The sequence below is a fragment of the Micromonospora sp. WMMC241 genome (assembly GCF_027460165.1).
GTDB classification, from domain to species: Bacteria; Actinomycetota; Actinomycetes; order Mycobacteriales; family Micromonosporaceae; genus Micromonospora; species Micromonospora humi.
In genome coordinates this window covers 2,169,006-2,192,004 of record NZ_JAPZBF010000001.1, presented here as the reverse complement: position 1 = coordinate 2,192,004, position 22,999 = coordinate 2,169,006, and the positions used below count along the sequence as shown (strand labels likewise).

The following is a 22,999-nucleotide window of genomic DNA, read 5'->3' as shown; positions in this document are numbered from 1 at the left end:
GCCCGGCGCGCCCGTGGAGGGGGCGCCCGAGGCCCTACGGTCGCCAGAAAATTTCTTCGTGTTCGGCGTGTCGGGCACCGCTCGCGCCCCCGCGCCGAACCTCGACGAGCCACCGTGGACAGTGTCTACGGCCGGGTGTTAGACACTGTCTATGCCGCAGCCGGACAGCAGTCTCCGCTCCCGTCTGGTGCGCGCCGGCGTCGAACTGCTGGAGCGCGAGGGTCCCGACGCCCTGACGCTGCGGGAAATCGCCCGCCGCGCCGGTGTGTCGCACGGCGCGCCACGTCGTCACTTCCCGACCCACCTCGCCCTGCTGGCGGCCATCGCGCGCGAGGGCTACCAACAGCTCGCGCGCGAGGTCGCGGAGACCATCGACCACGCCGACCCGGAGCCGCACCACCAGTTGCTCGCCCTCGGCCGCCTCTACCTGCGCTTCGCACGCACCCACCACGGCATGTTCGCGCTGATGTTCCGGCACGACCTGCTGCGGGGCAACGGCATCGGGCTGCGCGACGCCAGCGACCAACTCTTCGGCGTCCTCGTCGACCTGGTCTCCCGGGCCCGACCCGACCTGGCCGGCACGTCCACCGCACGGGTCGTGGCCGGCGCGCTCTGGGCCAACCTGCACGGCATCGCCGCGCTCTGGCAGTGGGGCAGCCTCCAGACCATGGTGCGCCAGGACGACGTCGAACCGCTGCTGCGCGCCGCGCTGGCGGCCCACCTCGATCGGAGGATCACGTGCTGATGCAGACGGGCACCCGACTGGTGCTGGCGCCGCTGAGCCGGCTCGCCTTCCGGCCGGTGGTCGAGGGGCGGGACAACGTCCCGCGGCACGGCCCGGTGATCCTCGCCGCCAACCACCTCTCGTTCCTCGACAGCGTGGTGATCCCGCTGGTGGCGCCCCGCCCGGTCGCCTTCCTGGCCAAGGACGAATACTTCCGGCAACCGGGCGTCAAGGGGTGGCTGACCCGCACCTGCCTCACCGGGATCGACGCCATCGCGGTGGAGCGCGGCGGTCACCGGTCGGCCCAGGCGTCGCTGCGGGTGGCGCTCGACGTGCTCGCCGCCGGGCGCGCGTTCGGCATCCACCCGGAGGGCAGCCGGTCCCGCGACGGGCGGCTCTACCGCGGCCGTACCGGGGTCGCCTGGCTCGCGCTCGCCTCCGGCGCGCCGGTGGTCCCGGTCGCCCTGCTCGGCACCGACCGCATCCAGCCCGTCGGCGCCCGACTGCCCCGGCCGGGGCGGATCACCGTGCGGTTCGGCACGCCACTGCACTTCACCCCGCAGCCCGCCGGCAGCGGCGGACAGGCCCGGCGGGCGGTCACCGACGAGATCATGACGGCCATCCAGAAGCTGTCCGGCCAGGAGGTCGCCGACCGGTACAACGACCCGCACTCCCCGAGCTGACCGGAGCCGGGCCCGGGTGGCCGCCGGGGTCGTCGGCGCGTTCTGCCCCTGACCACCTGCCGGCCTGTCGGTGCCGTCCTGTCTAATGACTGAGCCACCCCACCATCGGGGGCGACGCCGGAGAGGACGCGCGTGAGCAGCCTGGAGTCGCTGCGGCAGTTGCTGCAGCAGTCGCACCACGCCCGCCCGGACGATCTTCCGGAGATGGCGATGCGGGCCGCGCCCCTGCTGGACGCCCGGGTCCTGGTGATCTACCTGGTGGATCACCAGCAGCGGCTGCTGCTGCCGCTGCTCGGTGGCAGCGCCCCGGCCCGCGAACCGATCGACGTCGACGGGACCCTCGCCGGGCGGGCCTTCAGCACGGCGTCGACCTGCGTCGGCAGCGGCGACGACGACGGCGTACGGGTCTGGGTGCCGGTGGTCGACGGCAACGAACGCATGGGTGTCCTGGAGGTCGTCGCGGACTCCGCGCTCGACGACGACGGTCTGGACGACTGCGGCGCGGTCGCGACGCTGCTCGCCGAGCTGATCACCACGCGCAGCCTCTACAGCGACAAGATCGAGCTGATCCGCCGGCGGCAGCCCATGCAGCTGGCGGCGGAGATGCTGCGGGCGCAGCTGCCGCCGCTGACCTTCTCCACCGGGCACCTGATCATCAGCGGCATTCTCGAACCGTGCTACGACGTCGGCGGTGACGCCTTCGACTACGCGGTCAACGGCGACATCGCGCACCTGGCGCTGTTCGACGCCGCCGGGCACGGCTCCAGCGGCGGGATGCGCGCGGTGGTGCTGGTCTCCATCGCGCTGGCCGCCTACCGCAACGCCCGCCGCACCGGCCTCGACCTGACCGACACCTACCACCACATCGACGCCACGGTCCGGGCCCACGACCGCTACGGGATGATCACCGCGGTGCTGGCCGAGCTCGACCAGCGCAGCGGTGTCCTGCGGGTCATCTCGGCGGGCCACCCGAGCGGGATCGTGCTGCGCGACGGCAGGGTCGCCAAGGTCCTGCCCACCCCGACCGCCCTGCCGGTCACCCTCGGCGACCGGCGCCCCCCGGTGGTCGTCGAGGAGTCCCTCGAACCCGGCGACCACGTGCTGCTCTACACCGACGGCATCATCGAGGCGCGCACCCGCGACGGCGAGGCCTTCGGGATGGACCGGCTGGTGGATTTCACCACCCGGGCCTTCGCCGACCGGCTTCCCCTGCCCGAGACCGCCCGCCGGCTGGTGCACGCCATCCTCGCGCACCAGGACGACTGCCTGCAGGACGACGCGACGGTGCTGCTCGCCGAGTGGCGCAGCCCCGCGCCCGACCGCTCGGACCTGGAGGCGATCAGCGCGGCGGCGCGTCACCCGTTGCTGACGGAGCCGTGACCGGCGCGGCGGTGCTGCGGCGCAGCGTGAGCGTGGTGGCCAGTTCGATGCCGGTACCCGGCGTCCGGTCGCCACGCCCGAGAGCGAGCGCCAGCTCGGTCGCGGCCACCGCCATCTGGGCCAGCGGCTGGTGGACGGTGGTCAGTGGCGGGTCGATCAGCGCCGCGATGGGCAGGTCGTCGAAGCCCACCACGCTCAGCTCGGCCGGGATCCGCAGCCCGAGTTCACGCGCGGCGTGGTAGACCCCGACCGCCTGCAGGTCGTTGCTGGCGAAGATCGCGGTCGGGCGGTCGGCGCGCCCGAGCAGGCGCACCGCGGCGGCCCGGCCACCCTCGGCGGTCAGGTCGGCCCGCTCCACCAGGTCGGCACCGACCGGCAGCTCGGCCGCCTCCATCGCGGAGCGGTAGCCGTCGAGTCGCGCGCGGCAGCACAGGATCCGATCCCGGCCGACGATCATTGCGATCCGGCGGTGCCCCAACCGGATCAGGTGGCGGGTGGCGGACCGGCCGCCCGCCCAGTTGGTCGCCCCGACGAAGGGAACCCCGTCGGGCAGCTCGCCGGTGGGGTCGAAGACCACGAAGGGGATGCCCCGGGCGCGCAACTGGTCGCGCTGCTCGCCCGTCAACTGCGCCACCGAGATGACGCAGTCCGGACGGCGGGCGAGCGTGTCATCGATCCAGTAACGGACCGCGCTGCGTTCCGGACCGAACTCGGTCAGCACGACGCCCACCCGGTTGTCCCGGGCGGCCTGCTCCACGCCGCGGATTACCTCGACGCCCCACATGTGTTCCAGCTGGTCGAAGACGAGTTCCACCAGGTTGCTGCGGGTGGACGACGAGGGCCTGCGGTAGCCGAACCGGTTGATGAGCGCCTCGACGCGGGCCCGCGTCTCCGAGGCCACGCCGGAGCGGCCGTTGATGACCTTCGAGACGGTCGGGATCGACACTCCGGCGGTCTCCGCGATGTAGGAGATCGTTACCGGGCGGCCCGGGGCGCCGGCCGGGTCGCTCCGCTCGGCGAGAGCCTCGTCCGACTCGGCGTGTGACAACCTGACTCCTTCCCACGCCGGTCCCGGGCGGTCCGCGCCGTCAGGATATCCGCATCGACGCCCATGGTCGCTCCCGGCTGAGAAACTTTCCCATCGGTCATCGATCATTTCGGTACCGTCTCGGCCGCCGTCCAGCGTGATGCCGAGGGCGAGTCCTCGGTCAACCGGCATTACATTGACGCACGTCGAAAGCAGGCGTAGCGTCCGGCTTCGAAACTTTCCATTCGAGACGGGAAAGTTTTCATTGCTGTGGGAGCCGTGCAGCAACCGGCGGAGGCAGAGGGCAGCGTCCGCGAGAAAGTCACCCCGGCGCGACCGCCGGGGTGCCCGCACGGGCCCGACCACAGGAGAGCGCGATGAGTCTGCAGAACATGCGAAGAGCCCGCCTACGTCTCGGCATGCTCGCCGGCAGCGTGGCGGCGCTGCTGGTGGCGTCGATGACCGTGGCCGTGGGCGCCCAGGCCGCCGCCGGCTGCCGCGTGGCGTACGCGGTGCCGTCGCAGTGGCCGGGCGGGTTCACCGCCGCGGTGGACGTGACCAACCTCGGCGACCCGGTCGACGGCTGGCGGCTGGCGTGGACGTTTCCGTCCGGGCAGCGGGTCAGCCAGGCGTGGAACGCCACGGTTGCCTCGTCAGGCAACCAGGTCACCGCGACGAACGTCAGCTACAACGCCGCCATCGGCACGAACGCCACCGTGTCGTTCGGGTTCAACGGGTCGTGGTCGGGCGCCAACACCGCGCCGGCCGGCTTCACCCTCAACGGAGTCGCCTGCACCAGCAGCCCCGGCGGCACGCCGTCGCCGACGACGAGCCCGTCGTCGACGCCCTCCCCCACGGCGACGCCCACGTCGTCACCGTCGACACCACCCACCACCCCACCCCCGGCCGGCAACCCGACGGCCACGGTGGCCGCCATGCAACCCGGCTGGAACCTCGGCAACACGCTCGACGCCATCCCGGACGAGACCGCCTGGGGCAACCCGCTCACCACCCAGGCGCTGCTGCGGCACGTCCGGTCACAGGGCTACCGGAGCATCCGGCTCCCGATCACATGGAGCAACCACCACGGCCCGGCACCCGACTACACCATCGACGTGGCGTGGCTGAACCGCGTGCGCCAGATCGTCGACTGGGCGCTCGCCGAGGACCTCTATGTGATGATCAACCTGCATCACGACTCCTGGCAGTGGCTCAACGCCTATCCCACCGACCGGGCCGGTGTGACGAACCGGTACCGGGCCCTGTGGACGCAGATCGCCACCACGTTCCGGGGCCATTCCCCGAAGCTGGTCTTCGAGAGCATCAACGAGCCGCAGTTCGCCGACACCACCGACGAGCAGGGCGATACCACGACGCGGGAACTCAACGCCGAGTTCGTCCGCCTCGTGCGCGCGACCGGCGGTAGCAACACCACCCGCCTGCTGGTCCTGCCCACCCTGCACACCAGCGGAGAACAGGTCCGCCTGGACGCGCTGGTCGCCGGGTTCGAGCAACTGCACGACCCCAACCTCGCCGCGACCGTGCACTTCTACGGGTGGTGGCCGTTCAGCGTGAACATCGCCGGCGGCACCCGCTACGACACCAACGTGGAACAGGACCTGGTCGGCACGTTCGACCGCCTGCGCGACACCCTGGTCGCCCGCGGCATTCCCGTCATCATCGGTGAGTGGGCGCTCCTCTCCTGGGACCACACCCGGCCCGGCATCATCGAACGGGGCGAGTTCCTGAAGTTCCTCGAAGCGGTCGGCTACCACGCCCGCACGCGGAATCTCACCACGATGCTGTGGGACGCCGGGCAGTTCCTGAACCGCACCGAGCTGCGCTGGCGCGACCAGGGCGTGTACGACATGCTCAAGGCGAGCTGGACCACCCGCTCCGGCACCGCCTCCACCGACCAGGTGTACGTGCCGCGCACCGGCACGATCACCGCCAAGGCGCTCACGCTCAACCTCAACGGCCTGACGTTCCGGGGCCTCTGGCAGGGCGGCACCCAGCTCACCAGCGGCACCGACTACACCGTCGCCGGCACCACCCTCACGCTCACCCCGGCGGCACTGACCCGCCTGGTCGGCAACCGGACCTACGGCGTCAACTCCACCATCGAGGCCCGCTTCTCCCAGGGCGTGCCCTGGCGGATCGACGTCATCAGCTCCGAACCGCCCACCCAGTCGGCCGCGACCGGTACGACCAGCAGCTTCGCCATCCCCACCCAGTTCCGCGGCGACCAACTCGCCACCATGGAGGCCACCTACGCCGACGGCAGCCCCGCCGGCCCGGCCAACTGGACGCCGTACAAGGAGTTCTGGGGACACTTCCAACCCGACTACGCCGCCGGCACCGTCATCCTGAAACCGGAGTTCTTCGCCGAGGTGAAGGACGGCACCGTCACCCTCACCTTCCACTTCTGGAGCGGCACGAAGATCACGTACCGCATCACCCGGGCCGGCACCTCGATCACCGGGGCCCCGGCCTGACGAAGCACGGACGTCGCGGCCGTCCCTGGCCGCGGCGTCCGCTCGGTCCACCACCGCGCCGCAGGTTTCGGCACAGCCGCGACGGGTGACTGTCGGCGCATGTCATCGCTGTCCTCGCGGGCCCGCGGCGTGGTCTCCCGCGCCGCCGACAACCCGGGCCTGGAGCGCCTCACCCGCGCCGGCTTCATCGGGTACGGGATCCTGCACCTGCTCTTCGCCTGGGTGATCGTCCGGGTGGCCTCGGGCGGGCCGGCCGCCGACGGCGACCAGTCGGGCGCCATGCAGCAGATCGCCGACGAGCCGTTCGGCCTGGTCCTCGTCGTGGCGATCGTCGTCGGGCTGGTGGCCATGGCGGTCTGGCAGGTGCTGGAGATGCTCCGGGAGCGCCGGCTCGGCGAGCGGATCGCGTCGGCCGGCCGGGCCGCGTTCTACCTCTACCTCGCGTTCAGCGGGGTGAAGGTGCTGCGCGGCAAGAAGTCGTCCAGCGCCGACACCCAGCAGGACACCGCCGAGGGTCTGCTCGCGTCGAGCGGAGGGCGGGTCGCCGTCATGGTGGCCGGCCTGGTCCTGGCCGGGCTCGGCGGATGGCTGGCGTTCGTCGGATCCACCGGGCGTTTCGAGAAGCACCTGCGGGTCGGCGACATGGCCGCGGCGACGCGCCGGCTCGTGCGCCGGCTCGGCGTGGCGGGATTCGTCGCCAAGGGCCTGGCGTACGGAATCGCCGGCGTGCTGTTCGTCGTGGCGGCGTGGCGGTACGACCCGGACAAGGCGCGCGGGCTCGACGCGGCGCTGCGCACGCTGGCGGGCGAAACCTACGGCACCGGGCTGCTGCTCGTGGTCGCGGCCGGTTTCGCGGCGTACGGGCTGTTCGCGGTGACCGAGGCGCGCTACCGCAAGGTCTGACCCGGCTCACTCCCCCACCAGGTGCGGCCATCGGACACCGGGTCGGCTTCGCGACGCTCTCCGCGCCGATTCGCGACGGCGCGAGGGGCCGGGCGGCCCATACGATCCGGTCGGCGGCTGTGGGGCGCCCGGTCGCGTCGGGCGCCGGGCACAGAGCAGGAGGCGCTCCGGTGGAAGACGTCGATGACGCCCGTGAACTGGTCGAGCAGCGGATGCGTGCCGCGGGCATGGAGGAGTCGATCTTCGATCGGATCATCGATCTGCTCGAGCGGTTCGACACCGACCGGGAGAAGCTGTTCGAGGAGATGCTCGACAAGCTCGAGGCATCCGGCTACGACGGCCTTCGCGACCGGTGGTCGACCAACTGCGAGCAGGCCGAGGCGCTGCTGGAGCGCCTCGAGGAGAACATGGTCGACATCCTGGAGGACAGCCAGGCCGACGCCAGGTCGGCGACGGAGCGGATGGCCGCGGTGGGGCCGGTCGACTTCCTCGCCGGTGAGCGCAGGATCTGGGCGCAGGTCGCCAAGGGCGACGTCCCCGACGCGGCCACGCTGATGGCCAAGGTGTTGGAGGCCGACCTCGCGGTGATCAAGAAGTGCGAGGAGGACCTCAAGAAGGTGCGCGACGACGACAAGGTCGTCGAGGCCCTCATCGTGAAGAACTTCGGCTCCATCAGCGCCACGGCAATCGGAGCGACCTTCCGGCGCTGCCGGTCGACACGGCGTTCGCCCAGCCGGCCGTCGATCGCCTGGCCCTGCTGCAGGCTGCCCTGCCGACCGATCTCCTGCGCGCCGCCGCGACCGGCCTCGGCGTCTCGTACCGGCCCGGTCCGGACGCGACGGCCGTCGAGGCCACGCCGGCGTCCCCGCCCGCCGGGGAGTCCTCGGTCTCGGACCTGCTCGCCGGGCTGAGCCGGGCACGAGCGGACTTCGAGGCGGAGGACGCGGGCGCCACGGAGACGCCGGCCGTCGTCTACTGCCCGATCTACCCGGCGGCCGCCGCACTGGTCCTGGCCCTCGACGCCCCCGCCGGTCGGCCCGGCGCCCGCGCGCTGCCCGTCACGGACCGCTGAAGCGAGCACCGTGTGGGGCCACCGCCGACCCGTCGCATCGGGATCCCTGTATGCTTCGCTCGGCCGACCGAACAGCCGTGGCAGAGAATCAGTGAGCGGACCAGCAGCGAGCAAACCGCAGGCGAGCAGCAAGTCAGTCGTTCTCGACGCGATCCGGGCGGCCGGCACGATCAGCCGGGTCGGCCTGATCAAGACCACCGGTTTCACCGCGCCCACGATCTCCACCCTCGTCCGCAAGCTCATCAACGAGGGCCTGGTGGTCGAGACCGGTCACGCGAAGTCGACCGGAGGCAAGCGGCGGGTCCTGCTCCAGCTCGACCATTCCTCCCGCTACGCCGTCGGCGTGCACCTGGACCACGGATTCGTCACGTACGCCCTGACCAACCTCGGCGGCACGGTGGTGGCCCGGATCTCCCGCCCCGGCGCCGGAGTCGACGAGCCGGCCGTCGTGGTCGCTCGGATCGCCGCCGAGATCGCCGCGCTGATCGACGGCGTCGGGGTGGAGCGGGGCCGGATCCTCGGCGTCGGCCTGGTGTTCCCCGGCCCGGTCGGGTCCGCCAGGGGCGTCGGCGGCCCCCCGGACGTGGGTTTCGCCCCCGCGATGCGGCAGTTGACAGGCTTCCCGTTGGGCTCCGCGCTGGAGCGGGTGACGGCGCTGCCGGTGGTGCTGGACAACGACTCGACGGCGGCGGCGCTGGGTGAGCACTGGACGGGCGGCTTCGGCGCCGCGACCTCGGCCGCCGCCCTCTACATGGGCACCGGCATCGGCGCCGGCCTGGTCATCGGCGGCGTCACCTACCGGGGCCCGAGCGGCAACGTCGGCGAGCTGGGGCACGTGTGCGTGTCCGCCGACGGCCCACGGTGCTGGTGCGGCGCCCGCGGATGCGTGGAGGCGCTGGCCGGGCCGGCCGCGGTGGTGGCCGCCGCCCGGTCGGACCCGGCGACGGCCCGGGCGGTGGGGCTCACCCTGGGCGCCGGGCGACCGTCGGTGGTAGCCGACTTCGCCGCGCTCAGCCGCGCCGCCCGCCGGGGCGAGCCGCACGCGCTGGCTCTGCTGGAGCGTTCGGCCCGGCAGGTCGGCGCCGCCGCCCGTACGCTGGCGAACCTCATGGACCTCGAGGTGCTCGTGCTGACCGGGCCGAGCCTGGCCGCCGCCGGCTCGCTCTACCTGCCGATCGTCCGGCAGGAACTGCGCGCGTCCTTCTCCCGGGGCACGCACACCGTCGACGTGCGGCTCTCCCGCTCCGCCGCCACCGCGTCGGCCGTCGGCGCCGCCGCCCTGGTCCTCGAAGCCGAACTCGTCCCGCTGAGCGCTCCACGACCACCCGAGCGGGCCGGGCTCAGCGAGTCGGCCGGCTGACGAACCCGGGAGGCACACGCGATGGACGAACCGTGGCGGACGAGCGCGGTGGGGTTGGTGCTCGCCCGGCCGCCCCGCCTGCTCGGCACCGAGCCGTTCTTCATGGAGTTCATCGCGGGCATCGAGGAACGGCTCGCCGCACAGGGCCGTTCGGTGCTGCTGCACGTCGTGGCCCACCACACCGCCGAGATCGACGCGTACCGCCGCTGGGCGCGGCAGCGGCTGGTCGACGCGGTCGTGCTGGTCAACCCGTCGGTCGACGACGCCCGCCCGGCGGTGCTGCGGGAGCTGCGCCTGCCCGTCGTGGTGGCGGGTGAGCCGGCCGAGGGGACCCCGGCGGTACGCCGTGACGACGTCGGATCGATGCGGGCGGCCCTCGCGCACCTGGTCGGCCTCGGGCATCGCCGGATAGCCCGGATCAGCGGGCCGGGCGCGCTCGTGCACACCCGGACCCGCACGGCCGCGATGCTGACGGCCGCGGCCGACGCCGCCGTCGAGGCCGTGGTCGTGGAGGGCGACTACTCGGAGGAGGCCGGGGCCAGGCTGACCGCCCAGCTGATGACCGGCTCGGAGCCACCCACCGCGATCGTCTACGACAACGACCTGATGGCGGTCGCGGGCCTGCACGCGGTCAAGGAGTCGGGCCGCCGGGTACCCGGTGACGTCAGCCTGATCGCCTGGGACGACTCCAGCCTCTGCCGCCTGGCGTCGCCCGCGCTGACCACCATGAGCCTGGACGTGCACACGTTCGGCGAGCTGGTCGGCGAGTCCGTGCTAAGGCTGGTCGACGGCGGGGCGGCGCCGGTGCGGTGGTGCGCGACCGAGACCGTGGTGGTGCGGGGCACGACCGCTCCGCCACCCGCACCACATCGATCAGCTTGACTTAATGAGGTTAATAAACAAAGCTCCGAGGCGCGCTCCCATCGACGCTCCCCTCTATCGTTCAGGAGAGCATCAATGAAACGTCGTCATGCCCTGCTGGCGTCGGCGGCAGCCGGCACCCTGATGGCCACCAGCCTGCTGGCGGTCACGCTGCCCGCTTCGGCCGCGAGCACCGGATGCGCGGTCAGCTACACCGTGCAGAGCCAGTGGACCGGCGGGTTCAGCGGCAACGTCGCGATCACCAACCTCGGCTCCGCGCTCACGAGCTGGACGCTGACGTTCGACTTCCCCAATGCCGGCCAACGGGTCACCCAGGGCTGGAGCGCCACCTGGTCCCAGTCCGGCGCACGGGTGTCGGCGGCCAGCCTGAGCTGGAACGGCTCGCTGGGCACCGGCGCGTCGACCACGATCGGCTTCAACGGATCGTGGAGTGGCGCGAACCCCGTGCCCACCTCCTTCGCGCTCAACGGCACGACCTGCACCGGCGCGGTCACCACGCCCTCCCCCACGACGCCCACCGGCCCGCCGACCACCAGCCCGACCGCCACCCCGCCGCCGACGACCACGCCGCCGCCGGGTGGCGTCGCGCCCAGCCTGCGGGTTTCCGGCAATCGGCTGGTCACGGCCGGCGGGGCGACCTACCGCCTGCTCGGCGTCAACCGGGCCAGCGGGGAGTTCGCCTGCGTGCAGGGCAAGGGCATGTGGGACAGCGGCCCGGTCGACCAGGCCTCGGTCGACGCGATGAAGGCGTGGAACATCCGCGCGGTGCGGATCCCGCTCAACGAGGACTGCTGGCTGGGCCTGTCCGGTTCGCCCAGCGGGGCCACCTACCAGCAGGCCGTCAAGGACTACGCGAACCTGCTGGTCGCCAACGGCATCAACCCGATCCTGGACCTGCACTGGACCCACGGCCAGTACACCGGCAACATCTCGGCCTGCTCCGACGTGAACGCCACCTGCCAGAAGCCGATGCCCAGCAGGCAGTACACGCCACAGTTCTGGACCGGGGTGGCCAACGCGTTCAAGGGCAACGACGCGGTGCTGTTCGACCTGTTCAACGAGCCCTACCCGGACGCCGCCAACAACTGGTCGGACATGACGGCCGCCTGGAAGTGCCTACGCGACGGCGGCACCTGCACCGGCATCGACTACCAGGTGGCCGGCATGCAGAACCTGGTCGACGCGGTGCGTGCCACCGGCGCCACCAACGTGCTGCTGGTGCCGGGCCTGACCTGGACCAACGACCTGACCCAGTGGCTGACCTACAAGCCGACCGACCCGCGCAACAACATCGTCGCCTCGTGGCACTCGTACAATTTCAACGCCTGCGTCACCGAGGCCTGCTGGGACACCCAGATCGCGCCGGTGGCCGCGCAGGTGCCGGTGCACGCCGGCGAGATCGGCCAGGACACCTGCGCCCACGACTACATCGACCGGCTGATGACCTGGCTGGACCGCAACCGGCTGGGCTACACCGCGTGGACCTGGAACCCGTGGGGGTGCAGCGGCGGCAACGTGCTGATCGAGGACTACAACGGCACCCCGACCCGCAGCTACGGCGAGGGCTACCGGGCCCACCTGCTCACCGTGACGCCGTAGGGAACGCGAGATGACCCGAAAATCCCTTCGGTACGCGGTGCTCGCCGCGATCACCACGGCCCTGGCCCTCACGGTGGCGTTCCCCGGCTCCCCCGTACGGTCGGCGCCCCACCGCTCGGCGGTGGCCGCGCCGACCAGGATCATGCCGCTCGGTGACTCGATCACCGCGGGCCCCGGCTGCTGGCGTGCCCTGCTGTGGAACCAGTTGCGGTCCGCCGGCTACTCGGCCATCGACTTCGTCGGCAGCGCCTCGGACGGCGGAAGCTGCAACTACGGCTTCTCCTACGACGGCGACCACGAGGGCCACGGCGGCTACTCCGCCGTGGGCATCGCCGACAACAACCAGCTCCCGCCGTGGTTGAGCGCGGCGCGGCCGGACGTCGTCGTGATGCACCTCGGCACGAACGACCTCTGGGGCGGCTGGCAGTCCATGGACACGATCCTCGCCGCGTTCACCAAGCTGGTCGGGCAGATGCGGGCGAACAACCCCTCGATGCGAATCCTCGTGTCGCAGATCATCCCGCACCACGGCTGCGCCACCTGCCCCGCCGACACCGTGACGCTCAACAACCGGATCCCCGGCTGGGCCGCCGGTCTGAGCACCGCGCAGTCGCCGATCGTGGTCGTGGACCAGTGGACCGGCTTCGACGCGGCCACGGACACCGGCGACGGGGTGCACCCGAACGACTCGGGCTTCCGGAAGATGGCCGACCGCTTCCATCCCGCGCTCGCGCGGGTGCTCGGCGGCACCGTCCCATCCACCCCGACCCCCTCGGCCACCCCGTCACCGTCGCCGTCGACACCCCCGCCCGGCAACGGGCGGTGCACGGCGACGTACCGGACGGTCTCCCAGTGGTCCGGAGGGTTCCAGGGCGAGGTGAGCGTCCGCAACGACACCACGGCGGCCACGACGGCGTGGACCGCCACGGTGAGCCTCGGCGGCGGCCAACAGGTCTCGCAGGCCTGGAACGCCACGACGACGCAGGCCGGCACGACGGTCACCGCACGGAACGTGGGTTGGAACGGCGGCCTGGCACCGGGCGGCTCGACCAGCTTCGGCTTCCTGGCGTCCGCGACCGGCGGCAACCCGGCGCCGACGGTCAGCTGCACGGTCAGCTGACCACCGGTGGGTGTGGGCCCGGCGCGCGAGGCCGCGCCCACACCCGCCGAGGCCGCCCGGATGCTGGCGGTGGTGGCGTGCTCTGCCCGACACTTGGCGGGTGGAGGCGAACAGCTTTGCCGACGCCGTGGACAGTGCCCGACGGCAGGCCTTCGTCGGCCGTCGGGCCGAGATCGCCGGTTACCTGGCCGCCCTCGCCGGGCGCTCGGCACGCCGGGTGCTGTTCGTGCACGGACCGGGCGGCATCGGCAAGTCCACGCTGCTGCTGGAGATGCGCGCCCGGGGCAGGAGCGCCGGCCGGGTCACCCTGCTGCTCGACGGGCGGGAGCTGGAACCGTCGCCCGAGGCGCTGACGGCGGCGCTGCCGACCGGGGACGCCCGCGACGGAGCCGTCCTGCTGATCGACGGGTACGAGCAGCTCGCGCCGATCGACGGTTGGCTGCGCCGGGAGTTGGTGCCGTCCCTGCCGGCCCGGGCCGTGGTGGTGCTCGCCGGGCGTGACCCGCCCGCGCCGGCCTGGCGTACCGACCCGGGCTGGCGACCGGTCGTGGCCGTGCACCCGCTGGGCCACCTCGACGACGCCGACAGCGCCGAGTTGCTGGCCCGCGCCGGGGTGGCGCCGGCCGACCGGGAGCGGTTGGCACGGCTCGGGCGGGGCCACCCCCTCGCCCTGGCGCTGCTCGCCGACGTGGCCCGGACCGGTACGGTGCCGGAGACCCTGGCCGAGGTGCCGGATCTGATCAACGTGCTGCTGGAGTCGCTGTCGCGGGACGCGCCGTCGGACGCGCACACGGTCGGCCTGGCCACGTGCGCGATGGCCTGGCTGACCACGGAGGACCTGCTGCGGGAGACGGTCGGCGACGCGGCGCCGGACGTCTGGGAGTGGCTGTGCCGGCGGCCCTTCGTCGTCAGCCGGCCGACCGGGCTGAGCCCGCACGACCTCACCCGGGACGTGCTCGACGCGGAGTTCGAACGGCGTTTCCCGGCCCGCTACCGGTCACTGCACCGGACCATCCACGATCACGTGCTCGCCGGTATCCGGGCGACCGGCGGCATGGACCGCCAACTGCTCGCCCAGCACCTGGCGTACCTGCACCGGCGCAGCCCGTTGACGGCCGCGTACCACCTCCTGCGCGCGTCGGGGTCGGCCGCGGTCACGCCGGCCCGCCCCGACGAGCACGGCCAACTGGTGGCCATGGTGGAGCGCGCCTTCGGCGCCACCGACGCCGGGCTCGCCGCCCGGTGGTTCGCCGAGGTGCCCGAGCACCTCAACGTGACCCGCACCGAGGACGGCGCCGTCGCCCTCGTCTACCACGTGCTCTGCCCGAGCGGCTCGACGCTGGAGCAGCAGGACCCGGTGGTGCGCGCAGTGCTCGACCACGTGGCGCGCACCGCGCCGACCCGACCCGGCGAACGCGTGGAGATCGCCCGCTTCCTGGCCGGGCTCCACGAGCGGCAGCGCGACCCGCACGCAGTGCTCGCCGGCTCGGTCACCTCGATCATCAACTGGTCGACCGAGGCGCTGGCCTGGTCGTTCCTGACGGTCAGCGACACCGGATACTGGGCGCCGTTCTTCGACTACCTCGGGTTCCGGCCGCTGGTCACGGTGGAGGTCGACGGGCAGCGACACGTCGGGTACGGGCACGACTGGCGGCGCTTCCCGGCCGACCGGTGGTGGGAACTGATGGCCGAACGGGAGCACTCGGGCGGAACCGGCCCACCACCGGACTCGGCGCTGCTGCCGCCGCCGTTGGACCGGGCCGCGTTCGCCGCCGCGGTGCGCGCCGCCCTGCCGCGACTGGGCCGCCCGGAACGGCTGGCCGGCAGTCCGCTGCTCGGCACCGCGCTGGGCGGCGACCCGGCCGCGTTGCGGGCGAGTCTGCTGGCGGCGGTGGACCGGCTGGGAGCCGAGCCCAGGGGGGAGCGGCTGCGCGCGGTGCTCACCCGCACCTTCGTCCGCCCCGCCCCGAGCCAGGAGGCCGCGGCCGAGTTGCTCGGGCTGCCGTTCAGCACGTACCGCCGCCACCTGGCCCGGGGCATCGACGCGGTGACGGAGCTGCTGTGGGCGGTGGAGATCGGGACGATCCGCGACCCGCGGACGGGCGCGGACTGAGCAGAGAATGGCCTGGAGAGTGAGCACCACCAGCGCCGATCCTTCCCGGCATGGCCCACATTCTCGTACTCGGCGCCGGCCTCGCCGGCCTCACCACGGCGATGCTGCTCGCCGACGACGGGCACCGGGTGACGGTGCTCGAACGCGATCCGGCGCAACCGCCGCCGGTCGCACACGCCGCTGCCGCGTGGGACGACTGGCGGCGGCACGGCGTCAGCCAGTTCCGCCTGCCGCACTTCATGCTCCCGCGCTGGTGGTCGCTGATCCGCACGCACCTGCCCGACGTCGCCGGCCCTCTGCTGAGCGCCGGGGCACTGCCGGTCAATCTCCTGGGCGCGCTGCCCGAGGCGCGCCGCGGCGCGCTGTGCGCCGACGACTCGCGCTTCGACACTGTCACCGCCCGCCGTCCCGTGCTGGAGGCGGTGCTCGCCGGTGCGGCCGAGGCGGTCGGCGTGACGCTCCGGCGCGGCGTCGCCGTCACCGGCCTCGCCACCGACCGGCAACCGTGCGCTCCGCACGTCACCGGCGTGCGGACCACCGGCGGCGGGACCGTCCCCGCCGACCTCGTCGTGGACTGCGGCGGGCGGCGCTCGGCGCTCGGGGCGTGGCTCTCCGCGGCCGGCGCGCACCCGCCGATCGAGCAGCGCGAGGACTCCGGCTTCCGGTACTACGCCCGGCACTTCCGGTCGCGTTCCGGTGGACTGCCCGCCGTGCTGACGAACCTCCTGCACCACTACGACTCGCTGTCGGTCCTGACACTGCCCGGTGACAACGACACCTGGAGCGTGGTGTTGACGACCAGCGGCCGGGACCGGGCGTTGCGCCCGCTCCGGGATCCGGACCGTTGGCACGCCGCGCTCGCCCGTTACCCGCTCGCGGCGCACTGGGCGGACGGCGAGCCGATCTCCGGCGTCGACGTCATGGCCGGCATCGAGGACCGGTACCGCCGGCTCGTCGTCGACGGCCGGCCGGTCGCCACCGGCGTGGTGCCGGTCGGGGACGCCTGCGCCTGCACCAACCCGTCGCTGGGGCGCGGGGCGTCGATGGCGCTCATCCAGGCGGCCCTGCTGCGGGATCTCCTGCGCGAGACGGATCCGCGGGACCACCACACGTTCGCCCGCCGGTTCGACGAGGCCACCACCCAGACGATCGAGCCGCTCTACCGCGCGACGCTGTGGTACGACCGGCACCGTCTGGCCGAGCTGGACGCCGACGCGGCGGGACGCCCGTACCGCCCGGCCGACCCCCGCTGGCGGGCCGGTGCGGCGCTGTTCGCGGCGAGCCTCGCCGACCCGGAGCTGACCCGGGCGCACACCGCCCTCGCCTCGTTCATCGCCACACCCGACGAGGTGTTCGCCGTGCCCGGCGTGCTCGACCGGGCCCTGGCGCTCGGCGGCGACGCCGCCCGGTACCCGCTGCCGGGCCCGTCCCGCGCCGAGCTCCTCGGGACGCTGGGATGAGGCCGGGCGGACGACGCCGGTTGGCCCGGTCGCCTAGCATCGACCTGCGTGACCCGGTTCGCGTTGGTGACCACGCAGCCCGCCGGCGACCCACCGGCGCTGCTGACGCTCGGCGTGTGGTCCACGCTCGTGATGGCCACTGTCTTCGTCGGCACCCTGCTGTCCTACCTGCTACGACACCGGCTCGAACGCGCCAACGCCGCGATCCAGGGCATCCGCGAGCACGAGTACGTCAGGAGCGTGCAACAGCCGGTCGCCGGTGTCCTGGTCGGCGCGGTGGGCGGCTACGGCATCAACGTCGCGACGCAGGGCGCCGGATGGCCGGGCTACCTGGGATGGCTGCTCGGCATGCCGGTCCCGGTCGCCATGGTCACCTGGGCCGCCGTCCGCAGCGTGCGGCGACGCCGGTTCGACGAGCAGTGGCCGCCGGACGAGGTGCCCGCCGACGATCCGGTCAGGGTCCGGGGCACCCTCCGCCGCGTCGTACGCGAGGGCGCCGACCCGGCGCCGGCCGATCCGGCCGCGCTGGACCGGACCCTGCGGCTGCTGCTGGACGAGGTCCTGCCCGCGCTGCGGACCCGCCGGGACCGTGGCCCGCGCCGGTGGCTTCGAGACCACCGGGCGACCACCGTTCTCGTGCTCGGCTGGGCGGCGCTGACGCTGGGTGCCGTGGCGGCCGTGGCGATCCCGCACCTGGCCGGCGGGCGACCGGGCGCGTGGGCGGTGCTCGGCGGGGCCACGCTGGTGATCCCGGCGCTCGCCGGCGGCCAGTTGGTCGTGCTCTACCGGCACAGCCGCTTCCGGTCGGGTGCGCTGGCGGGTGAGGTGGAACGGTCCGCCGGGGCGGTCCGCCGTCGGATCACCGAGCGCCGGCTCGGCATCGCGGCCGAGTCCGGCGGCGAGCCGCGTCGGCGCCGACGGCCGGCACTCCCCGCCGACTGAGCCGCGCGGAACGCCGTCCGGCCCGCATCCCTGCTCTCCGTCGGAGCGGTCCCGGCCTGGCGTTACGGCTTCCGGTACCGTCCTACAGGTCCATCGCATAGACCCGGACCTGACGGCCGGTGTCCGGCTGCACGGTCTCGCGCTCCAGCGACATGCCCAGCTTGACCATCACCCGCGCGGACGCCTCGTTGCCGACGACGTGGATGCTGACCAGCCGCCGCAGGCCGAGTCGGGCACGGGTGTGGGCGACCACGGCCCGGGCCGCCTCGGTGGCCAGGCCTCGGCCCCAGTGGGCACGGCCGAGCCGCCAGCCGATCTCCACCGCCGGCATGATCTCGGGTAGGAAGGCCGGCACCGCCAGTCCGGTGAAACCCGCCAGCTCGCCGGTCTCCTTGAGTTCCACCGCGTAGAGGCCGAAGCCGTGCTCGTCCCAGTGCCGCTGATAGGTGGCCAGGCGCTCCGCGGTTTCGGCCCGGTCGAGAGTGCGGCCGTCATGGATGTAGCGCATCACCTCGAGCTGCGCGTTGACCGCGGCGAGCGCGTCCAGATCCGCGCGGTGCCAGCGCCGCAACAGCAGCCGGGGGGTGTGCAGGGACGTGGCGTCGTCGGGGGTGGTCGGGGCAGGCACACACCGTTCCTAGCAGCTCCGCGCCCAGAAGGCGATGGACCGGTCCGTCTCCCCCGGTGTACGGTCGAGTTGAACGTGTTCAAGTTAGCCCACGAGGCGGAGGATCATGAAGATCGTCATTCCCGGTGGCACCGGGCAGGTCGGCACGATCCTGGACCGGGCGTTCACCTCGGCGGGCCACGACGTCGTGCTGCTGACGCGCTCCCCGGAGGGCGGGCGTCAGGTTCGTTGGGACGGCCGCACGCTCGGCCACTGGGTCGAGCAGATCAGCGGCAGCGACGTGGTCGTCAATCTGGCCGGGCGCAGTGTGAGCTGTCGGTACACCGCGTCGAACCTCGAAGCCATGATGAACTCGCGGGTGGAGTCGACGCGGGTCGTCGGTGAGGCCATCGCCCGGGCGGCCCGGCCGCCCAAGGTGTGGATGCAGATGAGCACCGCGACGATCTACGCGCACCGCTTCGACGAGGCCAACGACGAGCACGACGGCCTGACCGGCGGCGACGAGCCGGGCGTGCCCGGATACTGGGCCTACAGCGTCGAGATCGCCCGGAACTGGGAGGCCGCACAGCAGCAGGCGGCGACTCCGCACACACGTAAGGTCGCCCTGCGCGCGGCGATGGTGATGAGCCCCGACCACGGTGGCGTGTTCGACGTGCTGAGCCGGCTCGCGCGGCTCGGGCTCGGCGGACCGGTCGCCGGTGGCCGGCAGTACGTCTCGTGGATCCACGACCAGGACTTCGTCCGCGCGGTCCGGTTCCTGATCGACCGCGACGACCTCACCGGTCCCGTGAACCTCGCCGCGCCGGGCCCGCTGCCACAGCGGGAATTCATGCGCGAGCTGCGGTCGGCCTGGCGAGTGCCGGTCGGCCTGCCGGCCACCAGATGGATGGCGGAGGTCGGCGCCTTCGCGATCCGGTCCGACACCGAACTGCTGTTGAAGAGCCGGCGAGTCGTCCCTGGGCGGCTCTCCGACGCCGGATTCACGTTCACCCATCCGCACTGGCGGGCCGCGGCGACGGACCTGGCGTCACGGCGTCGCCGCAACCGGCGGCCTCGCGCGGGCGTTCCCCACCGTGGCCGGACGTCCGACACCCCCCGAACCGGCGACATCGACGGTCGCGTCCGTGATGATGGCCGACATGGACGTGAATGAGGTCGAGGTCGTCGTCGCCCACAGCGAGCGCGCGACCCTGCGCGTCGGTGACGTGTTCGTGAAGGTCGACGCCGATCAGAACCGCATCGACGTCGAGGTCGAGGCGATGACGACGGCACCGGTCCCGACGCCGCGGATCCTGTGGCGCGAGCCGCCCGCGCTCGCGCTCGCCGCCCTGCCGGGCACGGCACTCGGCCGCCTCGGCGAGCCGTCCACCGCGTCGCCGGCCGCGTGGGCCGCGGCGGGCGCCGCCGTCCGGACACTGCACGACGCGCCGCTGCCGCCGTGGCCCGGGCGCAGTCGCGACGAGTTCGCATCCCGCCTGGCGGACGAGTGCGAGTGGCTCGTCGCCAACGACGTCCTTCCCGCCGAGGTGGTAAACCGCAACCGCCGGCTCGCCGAGGCCGTGCTGCGGCCGTGGAGACCGGTGTTCATCCACGGCGACCTGCAGGTCGACCACGTCTTCGTCGCCGGCGACGAGGTCACCGGCATCGTCGACTGGTCCGAGGCGTCCCGGGGCGACGCGCACTTCGACCTCGCCGTCCTCACCCTGGGACACCCGGAGCACCTCGGCGACGTCGTCGCCGGCTACGGCGCCGACGTCGACGTCGACCTCGTCCGCGCCTGGTGGTCGTTGCGGTGCCTGACCAACGTCCGCTGGCTCGCCGAACACGGCTACGGCTCGCCGGACGAGTTCCCCGAGGTCGCCGTGCTGCGATCCCAGCCGTGAGGCGGCCCGTCGACGGCGGCCGGGCCGCGGGTGGCCGGGCCGCCTCCGAGCCACCCCGGGGAACCCCAGGTCAGCAGCCGAGCCGTGTGCGCGAGAGAGCGATGTCGTCGATCCAGAGGTCGAACTCGCCCGGCGTCGTGCCGCCCTGGTAGAGCTGCCAACCGATCTTCACCGTGTCCACCGTCGGCAGGACGAAGGGAACATCGTTGCCCCCGTGCTCGGCCGTGGAGGCGGTCAGCTCCGGGTTCGCCACGCCGTCGAACCACACGGCGACGCGGTTGTCCGTCGCGTCGATCTGCCACTCGACGCACTGCCAGGTGTCCTCGGTGACCGGGGCGGACTCCCGCCAGTTGGTCCAGTCGCCGGTCGGGCCGCCGTCGGCGCCGACGCCCCAGAAGGTTCCGGGGACCGTGGGCGCGTACTGGCCGCCGACCGGACGCACGACCTCCGCGCTGCCGGCGCCGGTCGCCTCCACCAGCGTGAAGTGCGCCCAGTCGGGTGCGGTGGGGAAGGCGTCGACGCGCAGACGCATCCGGCCGTAGAAGCGGTTGCCCGGCGCGGCGAAGTCGTCGACACGCAGGAAGGCGCGTCCGTTGTCGACCGTGTGCACGTGCAGCACCTGGTTGCCACGACGGGCACGCTCGACGGTCAGCGTGCCGTGGCGGGTGTCGACGCCCCAGTTCACCGTGCTGGCCCCACCGGCCGGCATGCGCTCGAAGTCCTCACAGAAGAGCAGGCCACGGGTGCACGAGCGCGGGGAGGCACCCACCGCGCCGGCCGGCACGCTGCCGGCCGCGGTGCCGAGGAGCAGGGCGGCGGTGATCACCGCGAGGAAACTACGCATGGTCATCCTCCACGACGGCCGACCAGCCGCGCGGCCCGTTGCGCCGCCGCACGGTTGCACGCGTGCTGCGGCGATCCGGGCCGCGCCGGCACGACCGCCTCGATCTCTAGACATTGATGTTCATCATTGCATATGGCGACCACGGCCATGCCGGGTCCGCAGCCGCCGGCTGCGGACCCGGCCGCGGCCGGACAGCGCTGGTACGGCCCCGGTCAGGGGCTGGTGCAGGAGAGGCTGCCGGGTGCCGCGTTGCTGCTGCCGTTGACCAGGAAGCCGAAGGTGGTCGAGGCGTTCGCGCCGAGGGACCCGTTGTAGTCGGCGTTGCGCACGCTGACCGTCCCGCTGGTGCCGGTGTTGATGCCGTTCCACACGTTGGCGATGGTCTGCCCGCCGGCCAGCGTCAGCCGCACGGTCCAGCCGCTCAGCGCGGTGGAGCCGTTGTTGGCCACGGTGACCTCACCCTGGAAGCCGCCGCCCCAACTGCTGACCGTGCGGTACGTCGCGGTGCAGCCACCCGGCTGCACGGTGCTCGGCGGCGTGGTCGGTGGAGTGGTGGTCGGCGGCACGGTCGTCGGTGGAGTGGTGGTCGGCGGCACGGTCGTCGGCGGGGTGCTCGTGCCCGGCACCGTGGTGGACGCGGCGTTGAGCGCGTTGAGCACGGCGGTGTACGCCGCCTTGGGGTTGCTGTTGCGGTCGAACAGCAGGGGGTTCTCGTTGCCGCGCCAGGAGTCACTGTCGCGGATGCCCCACGTCGTGATGCCCACGCAGCGCGGGACGCTCGCGCAGGCCTGGGTCAGACCCTGGTACTGGCTGGTCGAGGCGTTGGTGACGTCGGCCTCGGTCAGCGCCACGTCCACGTCGAGGGCGGCGAAGCTCGACAGCGTGGTCTGGAAGTTGCCCGGCAGCGAGCTGCCGCCGGTGAAGTGGGTCTGCAGACCGACGCAGTCGACCGGGACGCCGCGGGACTTGAAGTCCTTGATCATGTTGTAGACGCCCTGCGTCTTGGCGTACGTCCAGTTCTCGATGTTGTAGTCGTTGTAGCACAGCTTCACGCTCGGGTCCGCGGCCCGCGCGGTCCGGAACGCCACCTCGATCCAGTCGTTGCCGGTGGACTGCAGGTTCGACGACCGCCGGCTGCCGTTCTCGGCGAAGGCCTCGTTCACCACGTCCCAGTAGGCGAGTTTGCCCTTGTAGTGGGCCATCACGCCGTTGATGTGGTCGATCATGGCAGTGCGCAGGGCGCTGCCGCTGAGGCTCCCCCAGAACCTCGGCTGCTGAGCGTGCCAGGCCAGGGTGTGCCCACGGACCCGCATGCCGTGCTGGGTGGCCCAGTTGTAGATCGCGTCGCCGGCGCGGAAGTCGAACTGACCTCGGTTGGGCTCGGTCGCGTCGGGCTTCATCTCGTTGACGGCCGTCATCATGTCGAACTCACGGTTCGCGATGGTCAGGAAGCCCGAGTCGTTGAGACGGTCGCCCCCCATGGCGGCGCCGAAGTATCGGCCGCTGCGCTCGGCGGCGGCCTTCAGCGTGCTCCCGGGCGGTCCGCTGAGGTCGGCACGCGCGAAGGTCGCCACGGCCATCGAGGACACCGCCACCGCCAGGGCGCAGGCACCGCCGAGCAACAGCCGGGCGGCACCCCTGCTGCGACGCCTCGGTCGAGCGGGTACGTCGTTCATCTCTGCCTTCTCCTCGGTGTTTCGGTCTGGCCCGTTGCCGCGCGAGGCACGGAACCGGCCGATCGCCGTACGGTCGACGACCGGAGCACCGCGCTCGGTGGACCAGCACGCGCAGACGGCGCCGAGCCGGCGTCGAGCCGGTCGCGCCCGAATGGGTGATCACCGACCGGCGGCCCGGTCCGCCGGTGGATGGCGTGCGCTCCGCGCC

Annotated in this window: 19 protein-coding genes; 15 read left to right on the top strand and 4 right to left on the bottom strand. The window is 72.8% G+C overall.

The window, feature by feature from the left end; translation table 11 throughout:
- Positions 1-151 precede the first annotated feature (151 nt).
- From O7598_RS10330 to O7598_RS10320, 3 genes are all read left to right on the top strand, one after another.
- On the top strand, positions 152-745 hold the full coding sequence (locus tag O7598_RS10330; RefSeq protein WP_269691093.1) for a TetR/AcrR family transcriptional regulator: 594 nt from the start codon (positions 152-154) through the stop codon (positions 743-745).
- A complete protein-coding gene (locus O7598_RS10325; RefSeq protein ID WP_269694832.1) occupies positions 745-1,407 on the top strand; it encodes a lysophospholipid acyltransferase family protein in 663 nt (220 codons plus the stop codon). Before O7598_RS10330 ends, O7598_RS10325 begins: the two co-directional genes overlap by 1 nt.
- 132 nt (positions 1,408-1,539) lie before the next feature.
- A complete protein-coding gene (locus tag O7598_RS10320) occupies positions 1,540-2,787 on the top strand; it encodes a PP2C family protein-serine/threonine phosphatase (protein ID WP_269691092.1) in 1,248 nt (415 codons plus the stop codon).
- Here O7598_RS10320 and O7598_RS10315 read toward each other — a convergent pair.
- Positions 2,747-3,835, bottom strand: coding sequence for a LacI family DNA-binding transcriptional regulator (locus tag O7598_RS10315; RefSeq protein ID WP_269691091.1), 1,089 nt, complete (start codon positions 3,833-3,835; stop codon positions 2,747-2,749). The two genes, O7598_RS10320 and O7598_RS10315, sit on opposite strands and share 41 nt — an antisense overlap.
- 356 nt (positions 3,836-4,191) lie before the next feature.
- On the opposite strand from O7598_RS10315, the gene O7598_RS10310 reads away from it, so the two are divergent.
- From O7598_RS10310 to O7598_RS10265, 10 genes are all read left to right on the top strand, one after another.
- Positions 4,192-6,309, top strand: coding sequence for a cellulase family glycosylhydrolase (locus O7598_RS10310; RefSeq protein ID WP_269691090.1), 2,118 nt, complete (start codon positions 4,192-4,194; stop codon positions 6,307-6,309).
- Between the two features lie 99 nt (positions 6,310-6,408).
- Entirely contained in the window at positions 6,409-7,212 is an 804-nt protein-coding gene (locus tag O7598_RS10305) for a DUF1206 domain-containing protein (protein ID WP_269691089.1), read from the top strand.
- Positions 7,213-7,331: 119 nt separating this feature from the next.
- On the top strand, positions 7,332-8,123 hold the full coding sequence (locus tag O7598_RS10300) for a hypothetical protein (RefSeq protein ID WP_269691088.1): 792 nt from the start codon (positions 7,332-7,334) through the stop codon (positions 8,121-8,123).
- A gap of 252 nt (positions 8,124-8,375) precedes the next feature.
- Positions 8,376-9,644: an ROK family transcriptional regulator gene (locus O7598_RS10295; RefSeq protein ID WP_269691087.1), complete on the top strand. Its 1,269-nt coding sequence runs from the start codon at positions 8,376-8,378 to the stop codon at positions 9,642-9,644.
- Positions 9,645-9,665: 21 nt separating this feature from the next.
- Positions 9,666-10,526 carry a LacI family DNA-binding transcriptional regulator gene (locus O7598_RS10290; protein WP_269691086.1) on the top strand — a complete coding sequence of 287 codons (861 nt, stop codon included), beginning with the start codon at positions 9,666-9,668 and terminating at the stop codon, positions 10,524-10,526.
- 75 nt (positions 10,527-10,601) lie between these two features.
- On the top strand, positions 10,602-12,125 hold the full coding sequence (locus O7598_RS10285; RefSeq protein ID WP_269691085.1) for a cellulase family glycosylhydrolase: 1,524 nt from the start codon (positions 10,602-10,604) through the stop codon (positions 12,123-12,125).
- A gap of 10 nt (positions 12,126-12,135) precedes the next feature.
- Positions 12,136-13,245 (top strand): cellulose binding domain-containing protein, encoded by a 1,110-nt coding sequence (locus tag O7598_RS10280; RefSeq protein ID WP_269691084.1) that lies wholly within the window; start codon positions 12,136-12,138, stop codon positions 13,243-13,245.
- A 100-nt stretch (positions 13,246-13,345) separates the two neighbouring features.
- The gene (locus O7598_RS10275) at positions 13,346-15,358 is read left to right on the top strand and encodes an ATP-binding protein (protein ID WP_269691083.1); all 2,013 of its coding nucleotides are present in this window, start codon (positions 13,346-13,348) and stop codon (positions 15,356-15,358) included.
- 50 nt (positions 15,359-15,408) lie between these two features.
- Complete coding sequence (locus O7598_RS10270; RefSeq protein WP_269691082.1) at positions 15,409-16,818, top strand: FAD-dependent oxidoreductase; 1,410 nt, start codon at positions 15,409-15,411, stop codon at positions 16,816-16,818.
- Between the two features lie 48 nt (positions 16,819-16,866).
- On the top strand, positions 16,867-17,760 hold the full coding sequence (locus tag O7598_RS10265) for a hypothetical protein (protein ID WP_269691081.1): 894 nt from the start codon (positions 16,867-16,869) through the stop codon (positions 17,758-17,760).
- An 82-nt stretch (positions 17,761-17,842) separates the two neighbouring features.
- Here the strand turns inward: O7598_RS10265 and O7598_RS10260 are convergent, their stop codons facing one another.
- Positions 17,843-18,388 carry a GNAT family N-acetyltransferase gene (locus O7598_RS10260; RefSeq protein ID WP_269691080.1) on the bottom strand — a complete coding sequence of 182 codons (546 nt, stop codon included), beginning with the start codon at positions 18,386-18,388 and terminating at the stop codon, positions 17,843-17,845.
- Between the two features lie 106 nt (positions 18,389-18,494).
- On the opposite strand from O7598_RS10260, the gene O7598_RS10255 reads away from it, so the two are divergent.
- Positions 18,495-19,541 carry a TIGR01777 family oxidoreductase gene (locus tag O7598_RS10255; protein WP_269691079.1) on the top strand — a complete coding sequence of 349 codons (1,047 nt, stop codon included), beginning with the start codon at positions 18,495-18,497 and terminating at the stop codon, positions 19,539-19,541.
- Complete coding sequence (locus O7598_RS10250; protein WP_269691077.1) at positions 19,528-20,271, top strand: aminoglycoside phosphotransferase family protein; 744 nt, start codon at positions 19,528-19,530, stop codon at positions 20,269-20,271. Before O7598_RS10255 ends, O7598_RS10250 begins: the two co-directional genes overlap by 14 nt.
- Positions 20,272-20,341: 70 nt before the next feature.
- On the opposite strand, the gene O7598_RS10245 is transcribed toward O7598_RS10250, so the two are convergent.
- Both O7598_RS10245 and O7598_RS10240 read right to left on the bottom strand, forming a co-directional pair.
- Complete coding sequence (locus O7598_RS10245) at positions 20,342-21,115, bottom strand: hypothetical protein (RefSeq protein ID WP_269691076.1); 774 nt, start codon at positions 21,113-21,115, stop codon at positions 20,342-20,344.
- A gap of 212 nt (positions 21,116-21,327) precedes the next feature.
- The gene (locus O7598_RS10240) at positions 21,328-22,791 is read right to left on the bottom strand and encodes an endo-1,4-beta-xylanase (RefSeq protein WP_269691075.1); all 1,464 of its coding nucleotides are present in this window, start codon (positions 22,789-22,791) and stop codon (positions 21,328-21,330) included.
- Positions 22,792-22,999 lie beyond the last annotated feature (208 nt).

Excerpts from the sequence above, each read along its gene's own strand:
- O7598_RS10330 (WP_269691093.1), top strand. The coding sequence starts at position 152 with ATGCCGCAGCCGGACAGCAGTCTCCGCTCCCGTCTGGTGCGCGCCGGC.
- O7598_RS10325 (WP_269694832.1), top strand. The coding sequence starts at position 745 with ATGCAGACGGGCACCCGACTGGTGCTGGCGCCGCTGAGCCGGCTCGCC.
- O7598_RS10310 (WP_269691090.1), top strand. The coding sequence starts at position 4,192 with ATGAGTCTGCAGAACATGCGAAGAGCCCGCCTACGTCTCGGCATGCTC.
- O7598_RS10305 (WP_269691089.1), top strand. The coding sequence starts at position 6,409 with ATGTCATCGCTGTCCTCGCGGGCCCGCGGCGTGGTCTCCCGCGCCGCC.
- O7598_RS10290 (WP_269691086.1), top strand. The coding sequence starts at position 9,666 with ATGGACGAACCGTGGCGGACGAGCGCGGTGGGGTTGGTGCTCGCCCGG.
- O7598_RS10285 (WP_269691085.1), top strand. The coding sequence starts at position 10,602 with ATGAAACGTCGTCATGCCCTGCTGGCGTCGGCGGCAGCCGGCACCCTG.
- O7598_RS10280 (WP_269691084.1), top strand. The coding sequence starts at position 12,136 with ATGACCCGAAAATCCCTTCGGTACGCGGTGCTCGCCGCGATCACCACG.
- O7598_RS10270 (WP_269691082.1), top strand. The coding sequence starts at position 15,409 with ATGGCCCACATTCTCGTACTCGGCGCCGGCCTCGCCGGCCTCACCACG.
- O7598_RS10255 (WP_269691079.1), top strand. The coding sequence starts at position 18,495 with ATGAAGATCGTCATTCCCGGTGGCACCGGGCAGGTCGGCACGATCCTG.
- O7598_RS10250 (WP_269691077.1), top strand. The coding sequence starts at position 19,528 with ATGGACGTGAATGAGGTCGAGGTCGTCGTCGCCCACAGCGAGCGCGCG.
- O7598_RS10245 (WP_269691076.1), bottom strand. The coding sequence starts at position 21,115 with ATGCGTAGTTTCCTCGCGGTGATCACCGCCGCCCTGCTCCTCGGCACC.
- O7598_RS10240 (WP_269691075.1), bottom strand. The coding sequence starts at position 22,791 with ATGAACGACGTACCCGCTCGACCGAGGCGTCGCAGCAGGGGTGCCGCC.